Source organism: Streptomyces sp. NPDC001401, from assembly GCF_042895385.1.
In the GTDB taxonomy this organism is placed as follows: domain Bacteria; phylum Actinomycetota; class Actinomycetes; order Streptomycetales; family Streptomycetaceae; genus Streptomyces.
The window spans coordinates 131634-148443 of record NZ_JBIAWI010000008.1 but is presented as its reverse complement, the minus strand read 5'-3'; the positions used below and the strand labels follow the sequence as shown (position 1 = coordinate 148443).

Genomic DNA, 16810 nt, shown 5'->3' with positions numbered 1-16810 from the left:
GGTTGCCCCGCACCAGGGGGTTGCCGACCACCGCCGGGGCGACCCGCGCCCTCTGTCTCGTCGCCGTCCTGGCCGCGGTGGGGCTCCTCCCCTGGCTCTCCGGCAAGGACCCCGCACTCACGGTCCTGCGCGCCCGCTCCGCCGAGCAGGAACCCACGAAGGAGGCCCTGGACGCGGTACGCCGTGACCTCGGCCTGGACGCAGGTGCCCTTTCCCTGCTGGGGAGTTGGGCCGACGACCTGCTGCACGGCGACCTCGGCACCTCCTGGGTGTCGGGCACCGACGTCCTGCCGTCCGTCCTGGCCGGGCTCCAGGTGTCACTGGCGCTGATGGGCGCGGCACTCGGCGTGGCGGTGCTGCTGGCGTGCGCGCTGGTGGCGCCCGTGCTGGTACGGGAGCGGGCCTCGGCCGGGGCGTGGGCCGCGATGCTCGCCGCCGTACCCGAATTCCTGCTGGCCACCGTGGCGCTACTGGTCTGCGGGGTGTGGCTCGGATGGCTGCCGACGTCCGGCTGGCAGGGGCCCGAGTATCTGGTGCTGCCCGCCCTCGCCCTCGGCGTCCCGGCGGGCGGGCTGCTCGGCCGGCTGGTCGCGGACGCGCTGCCGGCGGTGCTGGACGAGCGGTGGGTGGAGCTGTGGCGGGGTGCGGGGGTGAGCCGTGTGCGTGTTGCGGGTGCCGCGCTTCGGCGCGTGCTGCCGCCGCTGGTACCACAGTTCGGCATGGTCGCCGTCGGTCTGACCGGGGGCGCGGTCGCGGTGGAGACCGTGTTCGCCGTGCCCGGCATCGGTCGTACGGCACTGGGTGCGGCCAAGTCGCAGGACCTGCCGCTGCTGCAGGGTGCGGTGCTCGCGCTGCTGCTGCTCGGGCTGGTCACGGGCGCGGCGGCGGCGTTCACACGGCGCCGGCTGCTGGGACCGGCGCTGCGTGACGCCTCGCTCAACCTGCCGCCGGCCCGTCCGGTCCGTACACACCCGGCGATCCCGTTGACCCTGTTCACAGCACTCGCCGCAACCATCGGATCGGGCCTGCTGCGCGACCCGTACGCCGTACACACGACGGACCGGCTGGCCGCCCCCTCCTGGTCGCACCCCCTCGGCACGGACGCCCTCGGCCGGGACGTCCTCGCCCGGCTCGGGCACGGCGCCGCCCCGACCGTCGGCACCGCAGCCGCCGTATGCCTTCTGAGCCTGCTGCTCGCGCTGGCGCTCGGCTTTCTGCCCGGCGTCGCGGCGGGCGCGGCCGACATCGCCAACGCGCTGCCCCCGGTGATCGTCGGCATCCTGGTCGCGGCGGCCGCAGGACCCGGCATCGGTGGCGCGGCCCTCGCGGTCGCCCTGATCTCCTGGCCCCCGCTTGCCGCACACGCGGCGGCCCTGGTCCAGGAGGTACGCGCCTCCTCCTTCCTGACCGCTCAACGGGCCATCGGCGCAACCCCGTTGTGGATCCTCACCCGGCACGTCCTGCCGTCCGTCGCCGCGCCCGTCGCCCGTCACGCTCTGCTCCGCCTGCCCGGCATCGCCCTCGCGCTCGCCTCCCTCGGCTTCCTCGGCCTGGGCGCCCAGCCGCCCGCCCCCGAGTGGGGCCTGCTGCTCGACGAGTCCCGCGCCTACCTGGAACGGGCCCCGTGGGCGGCCCTCGCCCCGGCCGTCGCACTGGCCCTGCTGGCGGGCCTGGCGGTGTCAGGAGCGGCGTACGGGCAGGGCCGGAAAGCCGCCAAGGAGGCCCCCGTTGGAGTCTGAGGAATCTGCCGAATCTGCAGCGTCCGAAGTGCTGCTCTCGATACGGGACCTGCGGATCTCGTTCGGCTCGGTCGAGGCCGTGCGCGGCCTGTCCTTCGACGTCCGCCGGCGCGAAGTCCTCGCGATCGTCGGGGAGTCGGGCGCGGGCAAGTCCCTCACCGCGCGGGCGCTGCTGGGGATGGTGCCGCGGGGCGCGAGGAGCAGCGGGAGCATCGAGCTGCTCGGCACGACCGACCTGGCCGCCGCGCGCGGCCGACGTATCGCGCTCGTCCCCCAGGACGCGCTGTCGGCCCTCTCCCCCGTCCACCCCGTGGGCGACCAACTCGCCGCCGCCGTGCGCTCAGTGGGCCGCGTGTCCCGCAAGGAGGCCCGAGCCCGCGCCGTCGCCGCGCTCGAACGCGTCGGCATCCCCGACGCCGTACGCCGGGCACGCGCCTACCCGCACGAGTACTCCGGCGGCATGCGGCAGCGGGCGGTCGTCGCGATGGCCACGATCAACGATCCCGCCGTCCTGGTCGCCGACGAGCCCACCACCGCACTGGACGAGGAGCGCCGGGACCAGGTCCTGCGGGTCCTGGCCGAGCAGCGGGAGGCGGTGGGTGCGGCGCTCGTCCTGGTCACGCACGACCTGGACGCCGTACGGGAGCACGCGGACCGGGCGCTGGTCATGTACGCGGGGCGACTGACCGAACTCGGCCCGGCGGAACGGGTGTTGAGCCGCCCCCTGGCCCCCTACACCGCCGGCCTGCTGGCATCCCTCCCCCAGAACGCCCCGGCCCGCCGCCGTCTCCCCACCCTCCCCGGCACACCACCCGCGCCGGGCACGCTCCCGCCGGGCTGCGCCTTCGCCCCGCGCTGCCGACGCGCGACGGAATCCTGCCGGCAAGAGGAGCCGGAGCCGCAGCGGGTCGACGGACGACTGGTCGCCTGCCACCACTGGGAGGAAGCGTGAGCGCGCCCCTGCTGGACGTCCGCGACCTCGTCGTCCGCTACGGCGCCGTCACCGCCGTGGACCACGTGTCCTTCACCCTCGCCCCCGGCGAGACCCTCGCCCTGAACGGCCCGAGCGGCTGCGGCAAGTCGTCCACCGCGCTGGCGGTCCTCCAGCTGCGCCGCCCGCACGCAGGCGAAGTCCATTTCGAGGGCCGGGAGTTGACGAGCCTCCCCGAACGCGAGCTCCGCCCCCTCCGCCCGCGCATGCAGCCCGTCTTCCAGGACCCGTACGGCTCCCTCAGCCCCCGCCACCGCATCCGCGACGCGGTGGCGGAACCGCTGAAGGTCCAGGGCCGCTGGACCGCCGCCGACGGCCCGGCCCGCGTCGCCGAACTCCTCGACCGGGTCGGCCTGGACCCGTCGTACGGAGACCGCCGGCCGCACGAACTCTCCGGCGGCCAGTGCCAACGCGCGGGAATCGCCCGGGCGTTGGCCTCCGACCCGCACCTGCTGGTGCTCGACGAACCGGTGTCCGCCCTGGACCCGTCCATCCGGGCCGGCGTCCTCAACCTGCTCGCCGACCTGCAGGACGAACTCGGCCTCGGGTACCTGTTCATCTGCCACGACCGGGCGGTGGTACGGCACTTCGCGGACCGGGTGGTGCAGATGCGGGACGGGCGGGTCAGCTCTCCTTGACGCCCGCGATGACGCGGCGCAGGCCTTCGGTGAGGTCGTCGGCCGTGGAGGCGCTCGCCGGGTCGAAGAGCCACTGCACCATCAGACCGTTCAGCAGCGCCTGATAGAAGCCGCCGAGGGTCTGGACGGTACGCTCGTCGAGCGTGGCCTCCTCCAGGCCCGTGAACATGGCGACCAGACCGGAACGACCCTCCATCTGCGCCTCCGCCATCAACTTGCGCAACTCGGGCACCCGTTCGCCCTGGGTGGCGATCTCCAGGCTGGCCGCCCAGATCGGGCGGAACTCCTCCGCGGAGCCCAGCATCCGCACCCAGACCCCCCGGAACCGCTCCAGCGAGCCCCCGGCCTCGACATCCCGCGCCTCGGCGGGGTCGAAGTTCTCGCCCCACTCCTGCACCAGCTCCACGAAGGCCTGCGTGAGCAGCGCATCCTTCGACCCGTAGTGATAGCCGATGGACGCCAGATTGGTCCCCGACTCCTTCACGATGTCGCGCGCCGTCGTACGCACGAAACCCTTCTCCACCAGGCAGCGCTTGGCGCCCTCGAGCAGATCCTCACGATGTCCCATGCCCACCACCCTACCCCCGATCCATACAACCGTCCTATACGTACGACTTATACATTCGTTCTAGACAAGCGTTTAAGACGCCCGTACAGTCCCTGTCATGACGAACTCGACGAGCACCACCACAACCCCGGCCGGCGCCCTCGCCGGCCGCCGCGAATGGACCGCACTGGGCGTGCTGATGCTCCCGTTGCTGCTGGTCTCGATGGATGTCTCGGTCCTCTACTTCGCCATCCCGGCGATCAGCGCGGACCTGGAGCCGAGCGGCACGCAGCAGCTGTGGATCTTCGACATCTACGCCTTCGTCCTGGCCGGCCTGCTGATGACGATGGGCTCGCTGGGCGACCGCATAGGCCGCCGCAAGCTGCTCCTGATCGGCGCGGCGGCCTTCGGTATCGCGTCACTCACGGCGGCCTACGCGAACAGCGCCGAAACCCTGATCGCGGCCCGCGCGGTCCTCGGCATCGGCGGCGCGACCCTGATGCCCTCGACGATGGCGCTGATCCGCACGATGTTCAGCGACCCCGGCCAGCGCGCCAAGGCGATCGGCATGTGGTCCGGCGTGATGACGGCCGGCATCGCGCTCGGCTCGGTGATGAGCGGTGTCCTCGTCCAGTACTTCTGGTGGGGCTCGGTCTTCCTGGTCAACCTGCCCGCGATGGCACTGCTGCTGGTCCTCGGCCCGTTCCTGCTGCCTGAGTCGAAGGACCCCAACCCCGGCCGCTTCGACTGGCTGAGCGTCCCGCTCTCGATGGCAGCGGTGCTCCCCGTCGTCTACGGCCTCAAGGAGATCCCCTCCGAGGGCTGGCACGCGCAGTACGTCGTCTCGATCACGGTCGGTCTGCTCTTCGCCGCCGTCTTCGTCCACCGTCAGCGCACGGCCGCGAACCCGATGATCTCCCCGGCCCTGTTCCGCGGCGCCGGCTTCGCCCCGTCGGTCGTCCTCAACCTGATCGCTTCCTTCGCCATGCTGGGCTCGGCGTTCTTCACCACGCAGTACCTGCAGTCGGTGCTCGACAAGAGCGCGATGGAAGCGGCCCTGTGGGCGCTGCTCCCCTCGGTGCCGATCGGCATGGCGGCTCCGATGGCGACCACGTTGGTCCAGAAGGGCGTCAACCGCGCCTACGTCGTCACCGCGGGCTTCGCGATCGGCGCGGTCGGCTACGCCCTGCTGGCCCTCGCGGACACCGACTCGCTCTGGCTGGTCCTGACCGCGTGCGGCGTCCTCGCCTCCGGCATCGTCATGGTCATCTCCCAGATCACGGACCTGGCGATGAGCAGCGCCCCGGTGGAACGGGCGGGCTCGGCGTCCTCCCTGATGGAGACCGGCGCCGAGTTCGGCGGCGCACTGGGCATGGCGGTCCTCGGCTCCATCGGTACGGCGCTCTACCGCCACGACATCCCGGCTTCGGCCCCGGCGGCGGCACACGAAACACTGGGCGGCGCGCTGGCGGTCGCCGGTCAGCTGCCGGGGCGCGCGGGAGACGCCCTGGCAACGGCGGCCCGCGAGGCCTTCACCAACGGGATGCAGGGCGCGGCGATCGCGGGCACGGTACTGCTGGCGGGGGCGGCGGTGCTGGCGGCACGGGCGCTGCGGGGGATCCACGTGGCCGACAGGTAACGGGACAAACAAAACGCCGGACGGGCTGAACTTCTTCAGCCCGTCCGGCGCGTCAGGCATTTTCAGCCCGTCCGGCGTTTGAGGACGAGGCCCCTTAAGGGCCGAAGCGGGGGCCTGGGGGCGGCAGCCCCCAGACGGCAACCTCAGACGAGGTTCACGGAACGAGCGAACGTCGCCCCGATCTCCGCCTCAACTTCCGCCAGCACCCCGGAGGGCACCGTGTCGTCGACCGTCAGGACGGCCAGCGCCTCGCCGCCGGCCACCGCCCGCGAAACCTGCATACCGGCGATGTTGATCCCCGCCTCGCCGAAGATACGGCCCACCGTGCCGACGACACCGGGACGGTCCTCGTACCGCAGCACGACCATGTGGTCGGCAAGGGCGAGGTCGACGTCGTACTCGCCCACGGCCACGATCTTCTGCAGGTGCTTCGGGCCGGCCAGCGTGCCGGACACCGCCACCTCCTCGCCGCCCGAGAGCGTGCCGCGCACGGTGACGACGTTGCGGTGGTCGGCCGACTCCGAGCTGGTGGTCAGCCGCACCTCGACGCCGCGCTCCTGCGCGAACAGCGGGGCGTTGACGTACGACACCGTCTCGTCGACGACGTCCTCGAAGACACCCTTGAGGGCGCTGAGCTCCAGCACCTTCACGTCGTGCTGGGTGATCTCGCCGTACACCTCGACGTCGAGACGGACCGCGACCTCGCCCGCGAGCGCGGTGAAGATGCGGCCGAGGCGCTCGGCGAGGGGCAGACCCGGCTTGACGTCCTCGGCGATGACGCCGCCCTGGACGTTCACCGCGTCGGGCACGAGCTCACCGGCGAGGGCGAGACGCACCGAGCGGGCGACGGCGATACCGGCCTTCTCCTGCGCCTCGTCGGTGGAGGCACCGAGGTGCGGGGTGGCGACGACCTGGTCGAACTCGAAGAGCGGGGAGTCGGTGCACGGCTCCTTGGCGTACACGTCCAGACCGGCGCCCGCGACGCGCCCCTCCTTCAGCGCCGAGTACAGCGCCTCCTCGTCGACGATGCCGCCGCGCGCGGCGTTGACGATGCGCACGCTCGGCTTGACCTTGCGCAGCGCCTCGTCGCCGATGAGGCCGACGGTCTCGGGGGTCTTGGGCAGGTGGACGGTGATGAAGTCGGAGACCTCGAGCAGCTCGTCGAGGGACAGCACCTTGACGCCCATCTGCGCGGCGCGGGCGGGCTGAATGTAGGGGTCGTAGGCGACGACCTTCATGCCGAACCCGGACATGCGCTGGGCGACCAGCGCGCCGATCCGCCCGAGACCGACGACACCCAGGGTCTTCTCGGCGAGCTCGACGCCCGTGTACTTGCTGCGCTTCCACTCGCCGTTCTTCAGCGCGGCGTTGGCCTGCGGGATGTGGCGGGCGGTGGCGACGATGAGACCGCAGGCCAGCTCGGCGGCGGTCACGATGTTCGAGGTGGGGGCGTTGACGACCATCACGCCGGCCTTGGTGGCGGCGGAGACGTCCACGTTGTCCAGGCCGACGCCGGCTCGTGCGACGACCTTCAGCTTGTTCGCGGCGGCGATGGCCTCGGCGTCGACCTTGGTGGCCGAGCGGATCAGGATGGCGTCGACGTCGGCGATGGCGGGGAGCAGTTCGGCTCGGTCTGCTCCGTTGCAGTGCCGGATCTCGAAGTCCGGGCCAAGCGCGTCCACGGTCGCGGGCGACAGCTCTTCAGCGATGAGTACGACGGGTTTCGAGCTCACGTGAGTCCTCACAAGTCCAATGCGGACGGCCGTCCCGACGGCCGCAGGCGGTGGAGGTTTGCTAGCCGCGTTGGAGACGCACGACGCTGTGGGCCTGACGCGTATGTAGTACGGCAGTGTAGTGGCGCGGCGACGATCGTCCTGCGCCTCTGCGGAAGGATCACCCGTCCGTGAGTGGACGGACTGGACAACGGGGCCGGAGCGGTCCGCTCCGGCCCCGCGGCCTTGAGGCTTACGCCTCCTCGTCCACCCACGACATCAGCTTGCGCAGCTGCTTGCCGGTGGTCTCCAGCAGGTGCTCGGAGTCCGCGGTCTTGTACTCGTTGTACTTCTTCAGACCGCCGTGGTACTCGGCCATCCACTCACGCGCGAAGGTGCCGTCCTGGATCTCGGCGAGGACCTTCTTCATCTCGGCCTTGGTGGCATCGGTGATGATCCGCGGGCCGGTGACGTAGTCGCCCCACTCGGCGGTCTCGGAGATCGACCAGCGCATCTTCTCCAGGCCGCCCTCGTACATGAGGTCCACGATCAGCTTCAGCTCGTGCAGGCACTCGAAGTACGCGATCTCCGGCTGGTAGCCGGCCTCGGTCAGCGTCTCGAAACCGGCCTTGACCAGCGCGGCCGTACCACCGCAGAGAACGGCCTGCTCACCGAACAGGTCGGTCTCGGTCTCCTCGGTGAAGGTCGTCTTGATGACGCCGGCGCGGGTGCCGCCGATGCCCTTGGCGTACGACAGCGCGAGCGCGAAGGCGTTGCCCGTCGCGTCCTGCTCGACGGCCGCGATACACGGAACGCCGCGGCCCTCCTCGTACTGACGGCGCACCAGGTGGCCCGGGCCCTTCGGGGCGACCATGCACACGTCGACGTTGGCCGGCGGCTTGATGAAGTCGAACCGGATGTTCAGGCCGTGACCGAAGAACAGCGCGTCGCCGTCCTTGAGGTTGTCCTTGATGGACTCCTCGTAGACCTGGGCCTGGATCGGGTCCGGCACCAGGATCATGATGACGTCGGCCTCGGCGGCGGCCTCGGACGGCGTCACCACGCGCAGGCCCTGCTCCTCGGCCTTGGCCTTGGACTTGGAGCCCTCGTGCAGACCGACACGGACGTCGACACCCGAGTCACGGAGCGACAGCGCGTGGGCGTGGCCCTGGCTGCCGTAACCGATGACCGCGACCTTGCGGCCCTGGATGATGGACAGGTCGGCGTCGGCGTCGTAGAACAGCTCGGCCACTTTGGGTTCTCTCCTTGTGTGCAGGTGTTGCGTCCCACCGTATGACGGGGGGCGGAAATGAAGTTTCGCGGTCTCGGAATTCGGGCGGCCGGTGTCACCCGGCCGCCCCAATCCGTCGTTACGCCGACCGGTCGAGGGCGCGCAGCGACCGGTCCGTGATGGAGCGTGCGCCCCGGCCGATCGCGATCGTGCCGGACTGGACGAGTTCCTTGATGCCGTACGGCTCCAGCATCTTGAGCATGGCGGACAGCTTGTCGTTGCTGCCGGTGGCCTCGATCGTGACGGCCTCCGGGGAGACGTCGACGGTCTTGGCGCGGAACAGCTGGACGATCTCGACGATCTGGGAGCGCGTCTCGTTGTCGGCGCGCACCTTCACCAGGACGAGTTCGCGCTGAACGGCCTGCGCCGGCTCCAGCTCGACGATCTTCAGCACGTTGACGAGCTTGTTGAGCTGCTTGGTCACCTGCTCGAGCGGCAGGTCCTCGACGTTCACCACGATGGTGATGCGGGAGATGTCGGGGTGCTCGGTGACGCCGACCGCGAGCGAGTCGATGTTGAAGCCGCGGCGGGAGAACAGGGCGGCGATCCGGGCCAGGATGCCCGGGGTGTTCTCCACCAGGACGGAGAGCGTGTGCTTGGACATGGTCTGGTTGCGTCTCTCTCGCTCAGTCGTCTTCGTTGTCGCCGAAGTCGGGGCGGACGTCCCGGGCGGCCATGATCGTGTCGTTCGAGGTGCCGGCGGCGACCATCGGCCACACCATCGCGTCCTCGTGGACGATGAAGTCGATGACGACCGGGCGGTCGTTGATCGAGTTCGCCTCCTCGATGACCTTGTCGAGGTCGTCCGGGGACTCGCAGCGGATCGCGTAGCAGCCCATCGCCTCCGACAGCTTCACGAAGTCGGGGACGCGGGTGCCGGCGCTCGGCTGCTTGCCGTCGGCCTCGGGGCCGCTGTGCAGCACGGTGTTGGAGTAGCGCTGGTTGTAGAAGAGGGTCTGCCACTGGCGGACCATCCCGAGAGCGCCGTTGTTGATGATGGCGACCTTGATCGGGATGTTGTTCAGGGCGCAGGTGGTGAGCTCCTGGTTGGTCATCTGGAAGCAGCCGTCGCCGTCGATCGCCCAGACCGTCTGGTCCGGGGCTCCGGCCTTGGCGCCCATCGCGGCCGGGACCGCGTAGCCCATCGTTCCGGCGCCGCCGGAGTTCAGCCAGGTCGCGGGCTTCTCGTACTCGATGTAGTGCGCGGCCCACATCTGGTGCTGGCCCACGCCCGCGGCGAAGATCGTGCCTTCCGGTGCGAGCTGTCCGATGCGCTGGATGACCTGCTGCGGCGACAGCTGGCCGTTCTCGGGCTGCTCGTAGCCCAGCGGGTACGTCTCGCGCCAGCGGTTGAGGTCCTTCCACCAGGCGGTGTAGTCACCCTGGTGGCCCTCGCTGTGCTCCTTCTGGACGGCCTGGATCAGGTCGGCGAGGACCTCGCGCGCGTCACCGACGATCGGCACGTCCGCGGCGCGGTTCTTGCCGATCTCCGCCGGGTCGATGTCGGCGTGGACGATCTTGGCGTACGGGGCGAAGCTGTCCAGCTTGCCGGTGACGCGGTCGTCGAAGCGGGCTCCGAGGGCGACGATCAGGTCGGCCTTCTGCAGCGCGGTGACGGCGGTGACCGCACCGTGCATGCCCGGCATTCCCACGTGCAGCGGGTGGCTGTCGGGGAATGCGCCGAGCGCCATCAGGGTGGTGGTGACGGGCGCTCCGGTGAGCTCGGCGAGAACCTTGAGCTCGGCGGTGGCGTGTGCCTTGATGACACCGCCGCCGACGTAGAGGACGGGCCGCTTGGCGGAGGTGATGAGCTTCGCGGCCTCGCGGATCTGCTTGGCGTGCGGCTTGGTCACCGGGCGGTAGCCGGGCAGGTCCATGACCGGCGGCCACGAGAAGGTCGTCTGCGCCTGCAGCGCGTCCTTCGCGATGTCGACCAGGACCGGGCCGGGGCGGCCGGTGGAGGCGATGTGGAAGGCCTGCGCGATCACCCGCGGGATGTCCTCGGCCTTGGTGACCAGGAAGTTGTGCTTGGTGATCGGCATGGTGATGCCGACGATGTCCGCCTCCTGGAAGGCGTCCGTACCGATCGCCTTGGACGCGACCTGCCCGGTGATCGCCACGAGCGCCACCGAGTCCATGTGTGCGTCGGCGATCGGGGTCACCAGGTTGGTGGCGCCCGGCCCGGAGGTCGCCATGCAGACGCCGACCTTGCCGGTGGCCTGCGCGTAACCCGTCGCCGCGTGACCGGCCCCCTGCTCGTGGCGGACCAGGACGTGGCGCACCCGGGTGGAGTCCATCATCGGGTCGTACGCGGGAAGGATCGCACCGCCGGGAATGCCGAATACCGTGTCGGCCCCGACCTCCTCGAGAGAGCGGATGAGGGACTTCGCACCCGTGACGTGCTCGGGTGCGGACTGCTGTCCTCCGGATCGGGGCCGCGGCTGCGGATGGGCCCCGGTGGCCTGCTCGGTCATCGTCAGTCTCTTCTCGATGCTGAGGGTTTTTGCGAGGTTTGTGCGGTGTTCAAGCGCTGCACGACTGGTGCCTGTGCAACAAAAAACCCCTCGTGCCGTAAGGCAAGCGAGGGGAGCGCGCCGGGTGCGGTCGCTGGGAGTTCCGGGTCCGTCCGGACATCACCAGCTCAGCCGACGCGCTTTCCAAGTACGAGAATTCGGGTGCGCATGGCACAGACCCTCCCCCCGGCACGCACCACGTGTCAAGTGGGTGGGACGGGAGTCTCATTATGTGAGCGGAGGGCACTTCCGCCTCCCAGAACAGCGGTCACACCACCTGTGTACACCCCGGCGCCGCCGCCCGCGAACGCGGGCTCGATCGGCCCGTGCGGCACCGGATAGTGGCCGGAAGCGAGCGCCCGGCGCAGCCGGTACTCGTCCAGCGGGCCGGAGAACGCCATGCCCTGCCCGTGCGTGCAGCCCATCGCGCGCAGCGCGACGACCTGCTCGGGCAGGTCCACGCCGTCGGCCACGGACTGCAGCCCGAGGTCGGTCGCGATCCGCAGCAGCCCGCTGGTGATCTTGTGCAGCCGCGCGGACTCCACGACGCCCTCGACCAGGCTGCGGTCGAGTTTCAGCACGTCGACGGGAAGTCTGCGCAGTGCGGTGATCGCCGCGTAGCCGCTGCCGAAGCCGTCCAGGGCGATCCGGACGCCGAGCCTGCGCAAGGCGCCCAAGCGTCGCTCGAGTTCATCCAGAGAGACTCGGGGATCCGTGTCGGACAGCTCGATCAGCAGCGACCCGGACGGCAGCCCGTGCCGGGTCAGCAGCGCCTCGATCGAGCCGAGCGGCATCGACCGGTCGAGCAGCCGCCGGGCACTCATCCGGACCGCGACGGGCACGGACAGCCCCGTGCCGGTGCGCTCGGCGGCCTGCTCCACTGCCTCCTCCAGCATCCAGCGGCCCAGCTCGGCGGTCCGGTCGCTGTCCTCGGCGACGCGCAGGAACTCGGCAGGGGTGAACAGCACCCCCTGCGAGGAGCGCCAGCGCGCCTGGGCCTCGACCGACGTGATCCGGCCGTCCTCCAGGCAGACCACGGGCTGGTGCAGCAGCGCGAACTCGCCGTCGTGCAGTGCGGCACGCAGCCGCGTGGCCAGCTCCGCCTTCCGTACGACGTCCTGCTGCATCTGCGGGGCGTACAGCTCCACGCGACCCTTGCCGGCCGCCTTGGCGCGGTACATGGCGAGGTCGGCGTTGCGCAGCAGCTCGCCCGCGCCGAGGCCCGGTTCGGCGAAGGCGACGCCGATGGAGGCCGCCACCCGGACATCGTTGCCGTCGATGAGGTACGGCTGCGAGAGCGTGATCCTGAGGCGGTCGGCGAGCTCCAGGATGTGACGTTCGCGCGCGGAGCGGTCACGGGTGCCGTCACCCGCGATCAGCGCCGCGAACTCGTCACCGCCGAGCCGGGAGGCGGTGTCCCCGTGCCGGACCGCGTCCTGGAGTCTGCGGGCGGCCTGGACGAGCAGCTCGTCCCCGGCCTGGTGCCCGATCGTGTCGTTGACGGCCTTGAAGCCGTCGAGGTCGATGAAGAGAACGGCCGTGCCGCGCAGGGCCACCCGGTCGGAGGCACGGCGGCCGGACAGGGCCTGCTGGACGCGCTTGGTGAACAGGGCGCGGTTGGGCAGGTCGGTGAGCGGGTCGTGCTCGGCGTTGTGCTGCAGCTGTGCCTGCAGGCGCACTCTTTCGGTCACGTCCCGGCTGTTGAAGATGAGGCCGCCGTGGTGGCGGTTGACGGTGGACTCGACGTTGAGCCAGCCTCCCCCACTCTCGGCTTCGCTCGAGCGGGAGGTGCCCCCGCCGCCGGACCGGAAGCGGCATTCGATGCGCGTAGTGGGTTCCTCGAGCGGGCTGGCGGCGAGGAAGCGGCGCACCTCGTGCACCACGCAGCCCAGGTCCTCCGGGTGGATGAGATTGGCCAGTTCCGTACCCACCAGTTCCTCGGCGGGGCGTCCGTAGACCCCGGCGGCGGCCGGGGAGACGTACCGGAGGATGCCGTTGGGCGCGGCGATCATGATGACGTCGCTGGAGCCCTGCACCAGGGAGCGGAAGTGGTTCTCCTTCTGCGCGAGTTCCTGGGTGAGGGTGATGTTGTCGAGCAGCATGATGCCCTGGCGCACCACGAGGGCGAGCACGACCGTGCCGCCGGTCAGGAGCACCACGCGGTCGACCCTGTGGCCGTTGAGGACGGTGTAGAGGATCCCCAGCGTGCACACGGCTGCGGCGAGATAGGGCGTGAGGGCGGCCAGGGAGCCGGCGATCGGCCGGGCGGCCGGATACCGGCTGTGATCACCTCCCTGCGGTGCTGCGTGATGCTGGTGCGCGCCGCCCCGCTGGCCCGGCACGTGTTCGTGCACCACGCGCGTGTGCCCGTCGATGTCGCACCTGTCGGCCTCGGGCTGCTGCCCGTGCCGGGGCGCGGCCCAGGGGGCGTACGCGAGGAGCAGGGAGCCGGCGAACCAGCCCGCGTCGAGCAACTGGCCGGAGTGGTAGCTGTTGTGCAGCAGCGGTGAGGTGAACAGGGCGTCGCACATCACCGTCAGCGCCAGCGCGCCGATGGCGGTGTTGACCGCCGTGCGGTTCACCGCAGAGCGCCTGAAGTGCAGCGCGAGCACCATGCTGACCAGGGCGATGTCCAGCAACGGGTACGCGAGCGACAGCGCGGTGTGCGCGACGCTCGGCCCGTCGAACTTGGCCGCCTGGGCGAGCGCGAGGCTCCACGACAGCGTCAGCAGCGAGCCGCCGATCAGCCAGGCATCGAGCGCGAGGCAGACCCAACCGGCCTTCGTCACCGGCCGCTTGGCGAGCACCAGGAGCCCCACGATCGCGGGCGGCGCGAAGCACAGGAAGAACAGGTCGGCATAGCTGGGAGTGGGCACCTGCTGGCCCAGGACCACCTCGTACCACCCCCAGACCGCGTTGCCCAGGGCGGCCATCGCCGAGGAGAGGGCGAACAGCAGCCAGGCGGGTCGAAAGCGGACACGGCGGCTGCGGGCGTACAGGAACAGCGACACGGCGGCGGTGCCCGCCGCGGCGCTCAGCCCGAAGTCACCCATGATCAGTGCGATTTCGTTCGAACCCCAGTCGAGTGCGGAACCGACGGCGTATCCCGCGCAGACCAGGGCCAGGACGAGTTGGTGGACCAGGCCGGGTCCGCGGCCGGTGGCCGGCGGCCGGGGCAGCAGCGTCCCTGGCGAAGGCTGTACCCGCAGCGCTCCGTCGAGGATGGTCGTGGGAGTCGGGGGCGAGCTCACCGGGCCCACCCGGTCCGCGTCGCTCCCAGATCCCGCGGCTCCCGGTGCGCTGGGTGCGCATGCTCCCGGCGACTGCTGTGCCTGCGGTGGTGATGGCTGTGGCGGCAGCCGTGACTGCCGTGGTGACCGCGTCTGCGCGCGGCCGTACGCCAGGGTCGCCTCCGGCGGCCCCGTCGCGTCGGATCGCTCGCCCATAGGCCGTGCATCGCCCGTCGCCCCCCTCACAGTCTGAAATGTTCATCCCCGGCGCCGATTGGTGCGCGGCGCAGCCCCTGCTCGGGACGATACACCAGTCTCGTCACTCAGGGACATAGTTCCTCTACGCTCCGTGACGACCAGCGGGAATGTGAGCACGGACCGCGTCCGCAAGGTTGCGGAGGGTACCGGAAACGGATTACACGCCCGTTGCGCCCGTCGCGCAGGGCGCGCTCGGGCCGCTCAAGTCGTCGGGGTCACGCGCCGGTTGCGCCTGTCGTAAGGATCACGTTGCGCAACGGCTCCCGGTTCACGAATCGGGTCAACTGGTCCACCAGCAGTCGCTTGGCGCGGGGCAGGAACGCGGACGTGGGGCCGCCGACATGAGGGCTGATGAGGACGCCGGGCGCACGCCACAGGGGGTGTTCGCGGGGCAGCGGCTCCGGGTCGGTGACGTCGAGGGCGGCGGTGATGCGGCCGGTCTCCACCTCGGCGAGCAGGGCCTTGATGTCGACGACGGGGCCGCGGGAGACGTTCACGAGGAGTGCGCCGTCCTTCATCCGCGCGAGGAATTCGGCGCCGGCCAGGCCCCGGGTGGCTTCGGTGAGGGGCGTGACCAGGACGACGACGTCCGCTTCGGGGAGCAGGGCGGGCAGATCGGTGAGCGGATGCACCGGGCCGCGCGCCGTGGTGCGCTCAGAGCGCGCGACGCGCGCCACCCGCGCCACCTCGAACGGAACGAGCCGGTCCTCGATGGCGGATCCGATCGACCCGTACCCGACGATGAGGACGTTCTTGTCGGCCAGCGCGGGCCGGAACCCGCCGAGCCACTCCCCGCGGCCCTGGGCGCGCACGAAGTCGGGGACGCCGCGCAGCGAGGCGAGGATCAGCGTGAGCGCGAGCTCGGCGGTGCTCGCCTCGTGCACCCCGCGCGCGTTGCACACCTGCACGCCTGGACGCAGATGCCCCAGCCCCGGCTCCAGGCTGTCGATGCCGGCCGACAGGGTCTGTACGACCTGCAGGCCACTCATCTCGGGCAGGGGACGTACGCCCACCTCACTGGGCTTCATGTAGGGAACGACGTAGTAGACGCAGTCGGCCGGGTCCGCGGGGAACTCGTCGGCGCCGTCCCAGAAACGGTAGTTGGGGCCTTCGGGGAGCCCGTCGATGGTGTCGGGCGGGATGGAAAGCCACACGTCAGCAGTCATGTCAGGAGGCTATGTCAGGCCCATGGGAGTGCAGAGGTTAGGTTGGGGGGCCGAAGAGGGAGGGTCACGAGCAGGTGGAGCGCAGGACGATCGGCGCGGGGGCACTCGCGGTGGGGGCCGTCGGACTCGGGTGCATGCCGATGAGCTGGGCGTACAGCGGGTCGCGGCAGCGGGGCGACGCATCGCTCAGGGCGGTGCACCGGGCGCTGGACGCGGGCTCGACGCTCCTCGACACGGCCGACATGTACGGCCCGTTCACCAACGAGCTGCTGGTGGGGCGGGCGTTGAAGGAGCGCCGCCAGGACGCGTTCGTGTCGACGAAGGTCGGCCTGCTGGTGGGCGAGCAGCACATCGTGGCCAACGGCCGCCCCGGCTATGTGAAGCGCGCCTGCGACGCGTCGCTGCGGCGCCTGCAGACGGACGTGATCGACCTGTACCAGCTGCACCGCGCCGACCCCGAGGTTCCGGTCGAGGAGACGTGGGGCGCGATGGCGGAGCTCGTCCAGGCGGGAAAGGTACGGGCGTTGGGGCTGTGCGCGGTCGGGGCGCGGGGCGGGCGCCGGTCCGGCGGGCGGCTGCACGACGCGACGATCAGGCAGTTGCAGCGGGTGCAGCAGGTGTTCCCGGTGAGCGCGGTGGAGGCCGAGCTGTCGGTGTGGTCGCCGGAGGCGCTGGAGTCGCTGCTGCCGTGGTGCGAGGCGCGTGACGTCGGCTTCCTGGCCGCGATGCCGCTCGGCAACGGCTTCCTGACCGGCACGCTCACCCCCGGCCAGGGCTTCGAACCGGACGACGTGCGCGCCCGCCACCCCCGTTTCACCGCGGAGATGATGGCCGCCAACCAGCCGATCGTGGCCGGCCTGCGCCGGGTCGCGGCCCGGCACGGCGCCGAGGTCACGCCCGCCCAGGTGGCCCTGGCCTGGGTGCTGGCGCAGGGGCGGCACGTGGTCCCGGTCCCGGGCACCAAACAGGAGCGCTGGGCGACGGAGAACGCGGCGTCCGCGGCTCTGCGGCTGACGCCGGAGGACCTCGCCGAGGTGGCGGAGCTGCCGGGCGCGCGGGGATCCTGGGACTGAGGATCGCGGACGC

General features: G+C 71.0%; 12 protein-coding genes. 5 read left to right on the top strand and 7 right to left on the bottom strand.

Annotated elements, in window-relative coordinates:
• Positions 1-2: 2 nt before the first annotated feature.
• Genes ACFY10_RS26230 through ACFY10_RS26220 form a run of 3 tightly spaced genes read left to right on the top strand, consistent with a single transcriptional unit; the run spans position 3 to position 3368 of the window.
• Positions 3-1739, top strand: a complete 1737-nt coding sequence (locus tag ACFY10_RS26230) for an ABC transporter permease subunit (protein WP_390667656.1) — start codon at positions 3-5, stop codon at positions 1737-1739.
• Positions 1729-2691: an ABC transporter ATP-binding protein gene (locus ACFY10_RS26225; RefSeq protein WP_390667655.1), complete on the top strand. Its 963-nt coding sequence runs from the start codon at positions 1729-1731 to the stop codon at positions 2689-2691. The genes ACFY10_RS26230 and ACFY10_RS26225 overlap by 11 nt, the downstream gene beginning before the upstream one ends.
• Positions 2688-3368, top strand: a complete 681-nt coding sequence (locus ACFY10_RS26220) for an ATP-binding cassette domain-containing protein (RefSeq protein WP_390667654.1) — start codon at positions 2688-2690, stop codon at positions 3366-3368. The genes ACFY10_RS26225 and ACFY10_RS26220 overlap by 4 nt, the downstream gene beginning before the upstream one ends.
• Here ACFY10_RS26220 and ACFY10_RS26215 read toward each other — a convergent pair.
• Entirely contained in the window at positions 3355-3936 is a 582-nt protein-coding gene (locus tag ACFY10_RS26215; RefSeq protein ID WP_390667653.1) for a TetR/AcrR family transcriptional regulator, read from the bottom strand. The genes ACFY10_RS26220 and ACFY10_RS26215 overlap by 14 nt on opposite strands.
• A gap of 97 nt (positions 3937-4033) precedes the next feature.
• Here ACFY10_RS26215 and ACFY10_RS26210 point away from each other — a divergent pair, with 97 nt between their 5' ends.
• Complete coding sequence (locus ACFY10_RS26210; protein WP_390667652.1) at positions 4034-5554, top strand: MFS transporter; 1521 nt, start codon at positions 4034-4036, stop codon at positions 5552-5554.
• A gap of 143 nt (positions 5555-5697) precedes the next feature.
• On the opposite strand, the gene serA is transcribed toward ACFY10_RS26210, so the two are convergent.
• From serA to ACFY10_RS26180, 6 genes are all read right to left on the bottom strand, one after another.
• Positions 5698-7287 (bottom strand): phosphoglycerate dehydrogenase, encoded by a 1590-nt coding sequence (serA, locus tag ACFY10_RS26205; protein ID WP_390667651.1) that lies wholly within the window; start codon positions 7285-7287, stop codon positions 5698-5700.
• A 232-nt stretch (positions 7288-7519) separates the two neighbouring features.
• The gene (gene ilvC, locus ACFY10_RS26200; RefSeq protein ID WP_030942878.1) at positions 7520-8518 is read right to left on the bottom strand and encodes a ketol-acid reductoisomerase; all 999 of its coding nucleotides are present in this window, start codon (positions 8516-8518) and stop codon (positions 7520-7522) included.
• A gap of 118 nt (positions 8519-8636) precedes the next feature.
• Positions 8637-9161, bottom strand: a complete 525-nt coding sequence (gene ilvN, locus ACFY10_RS26195; protein WP_390667650.1) for an acetolactate synthase small subunit — start codon at positions 9159-9161, stop codon at positions 8637-8639.
• A 22-nt stretch (positions 9162-9183) separates the two neighbouring features.
• A complete protein-coding gene (locus ACFY10_RS26190; RefSeq protein WP_390667649.1) occupies positions 9184-11031 on the bottom strand; it encodes an acetolactate synthase large subunit in 1848 nt (615 codons plus the stop codon).
• A 242-nt stretch (positions 11032-11273) separates the two neighbouring features.
• Positions 11274-14321, bottom strand: a complete 3048-nt coding sequence (locus ACFY10_RS26185; protein WP_390667648.1) for a putative bifunctional diguanylate cyclase/phosphodiesterase — start codon at positions 14319-14321, stop codon at positions 11274-11276.
• Positions 14322-14773: 452 nt separating this feature from the next.
• On the bottom strand, positions 14774-15724 hold the full coding sequence (locus ACFY10_RS26180; protein ID WP_390667647.1) for a 2-hydroxyacid dehydrogenase: 951 nt from the start codon (positions 15722-15724) through the stop codon (positions 14774-14776).
• 74 nt (positions 15725-15798) lie between these two features.
• Here ACFY10_RS26180 and ACFY10_RS26175 point away from each other — a divergent pair, with 74 nt between their 5' ends.
• Entirely contained in the window at positions 15799-16797 is a 999-nt protein-coding gene (locus ACFY10_RS26175) for an aldo/keto reductase (protein ID WP_390667646.1), read from the top strand.
• The last annotated feature ends 13 nt before the right edge of the window (positions 16798-16810 follow it).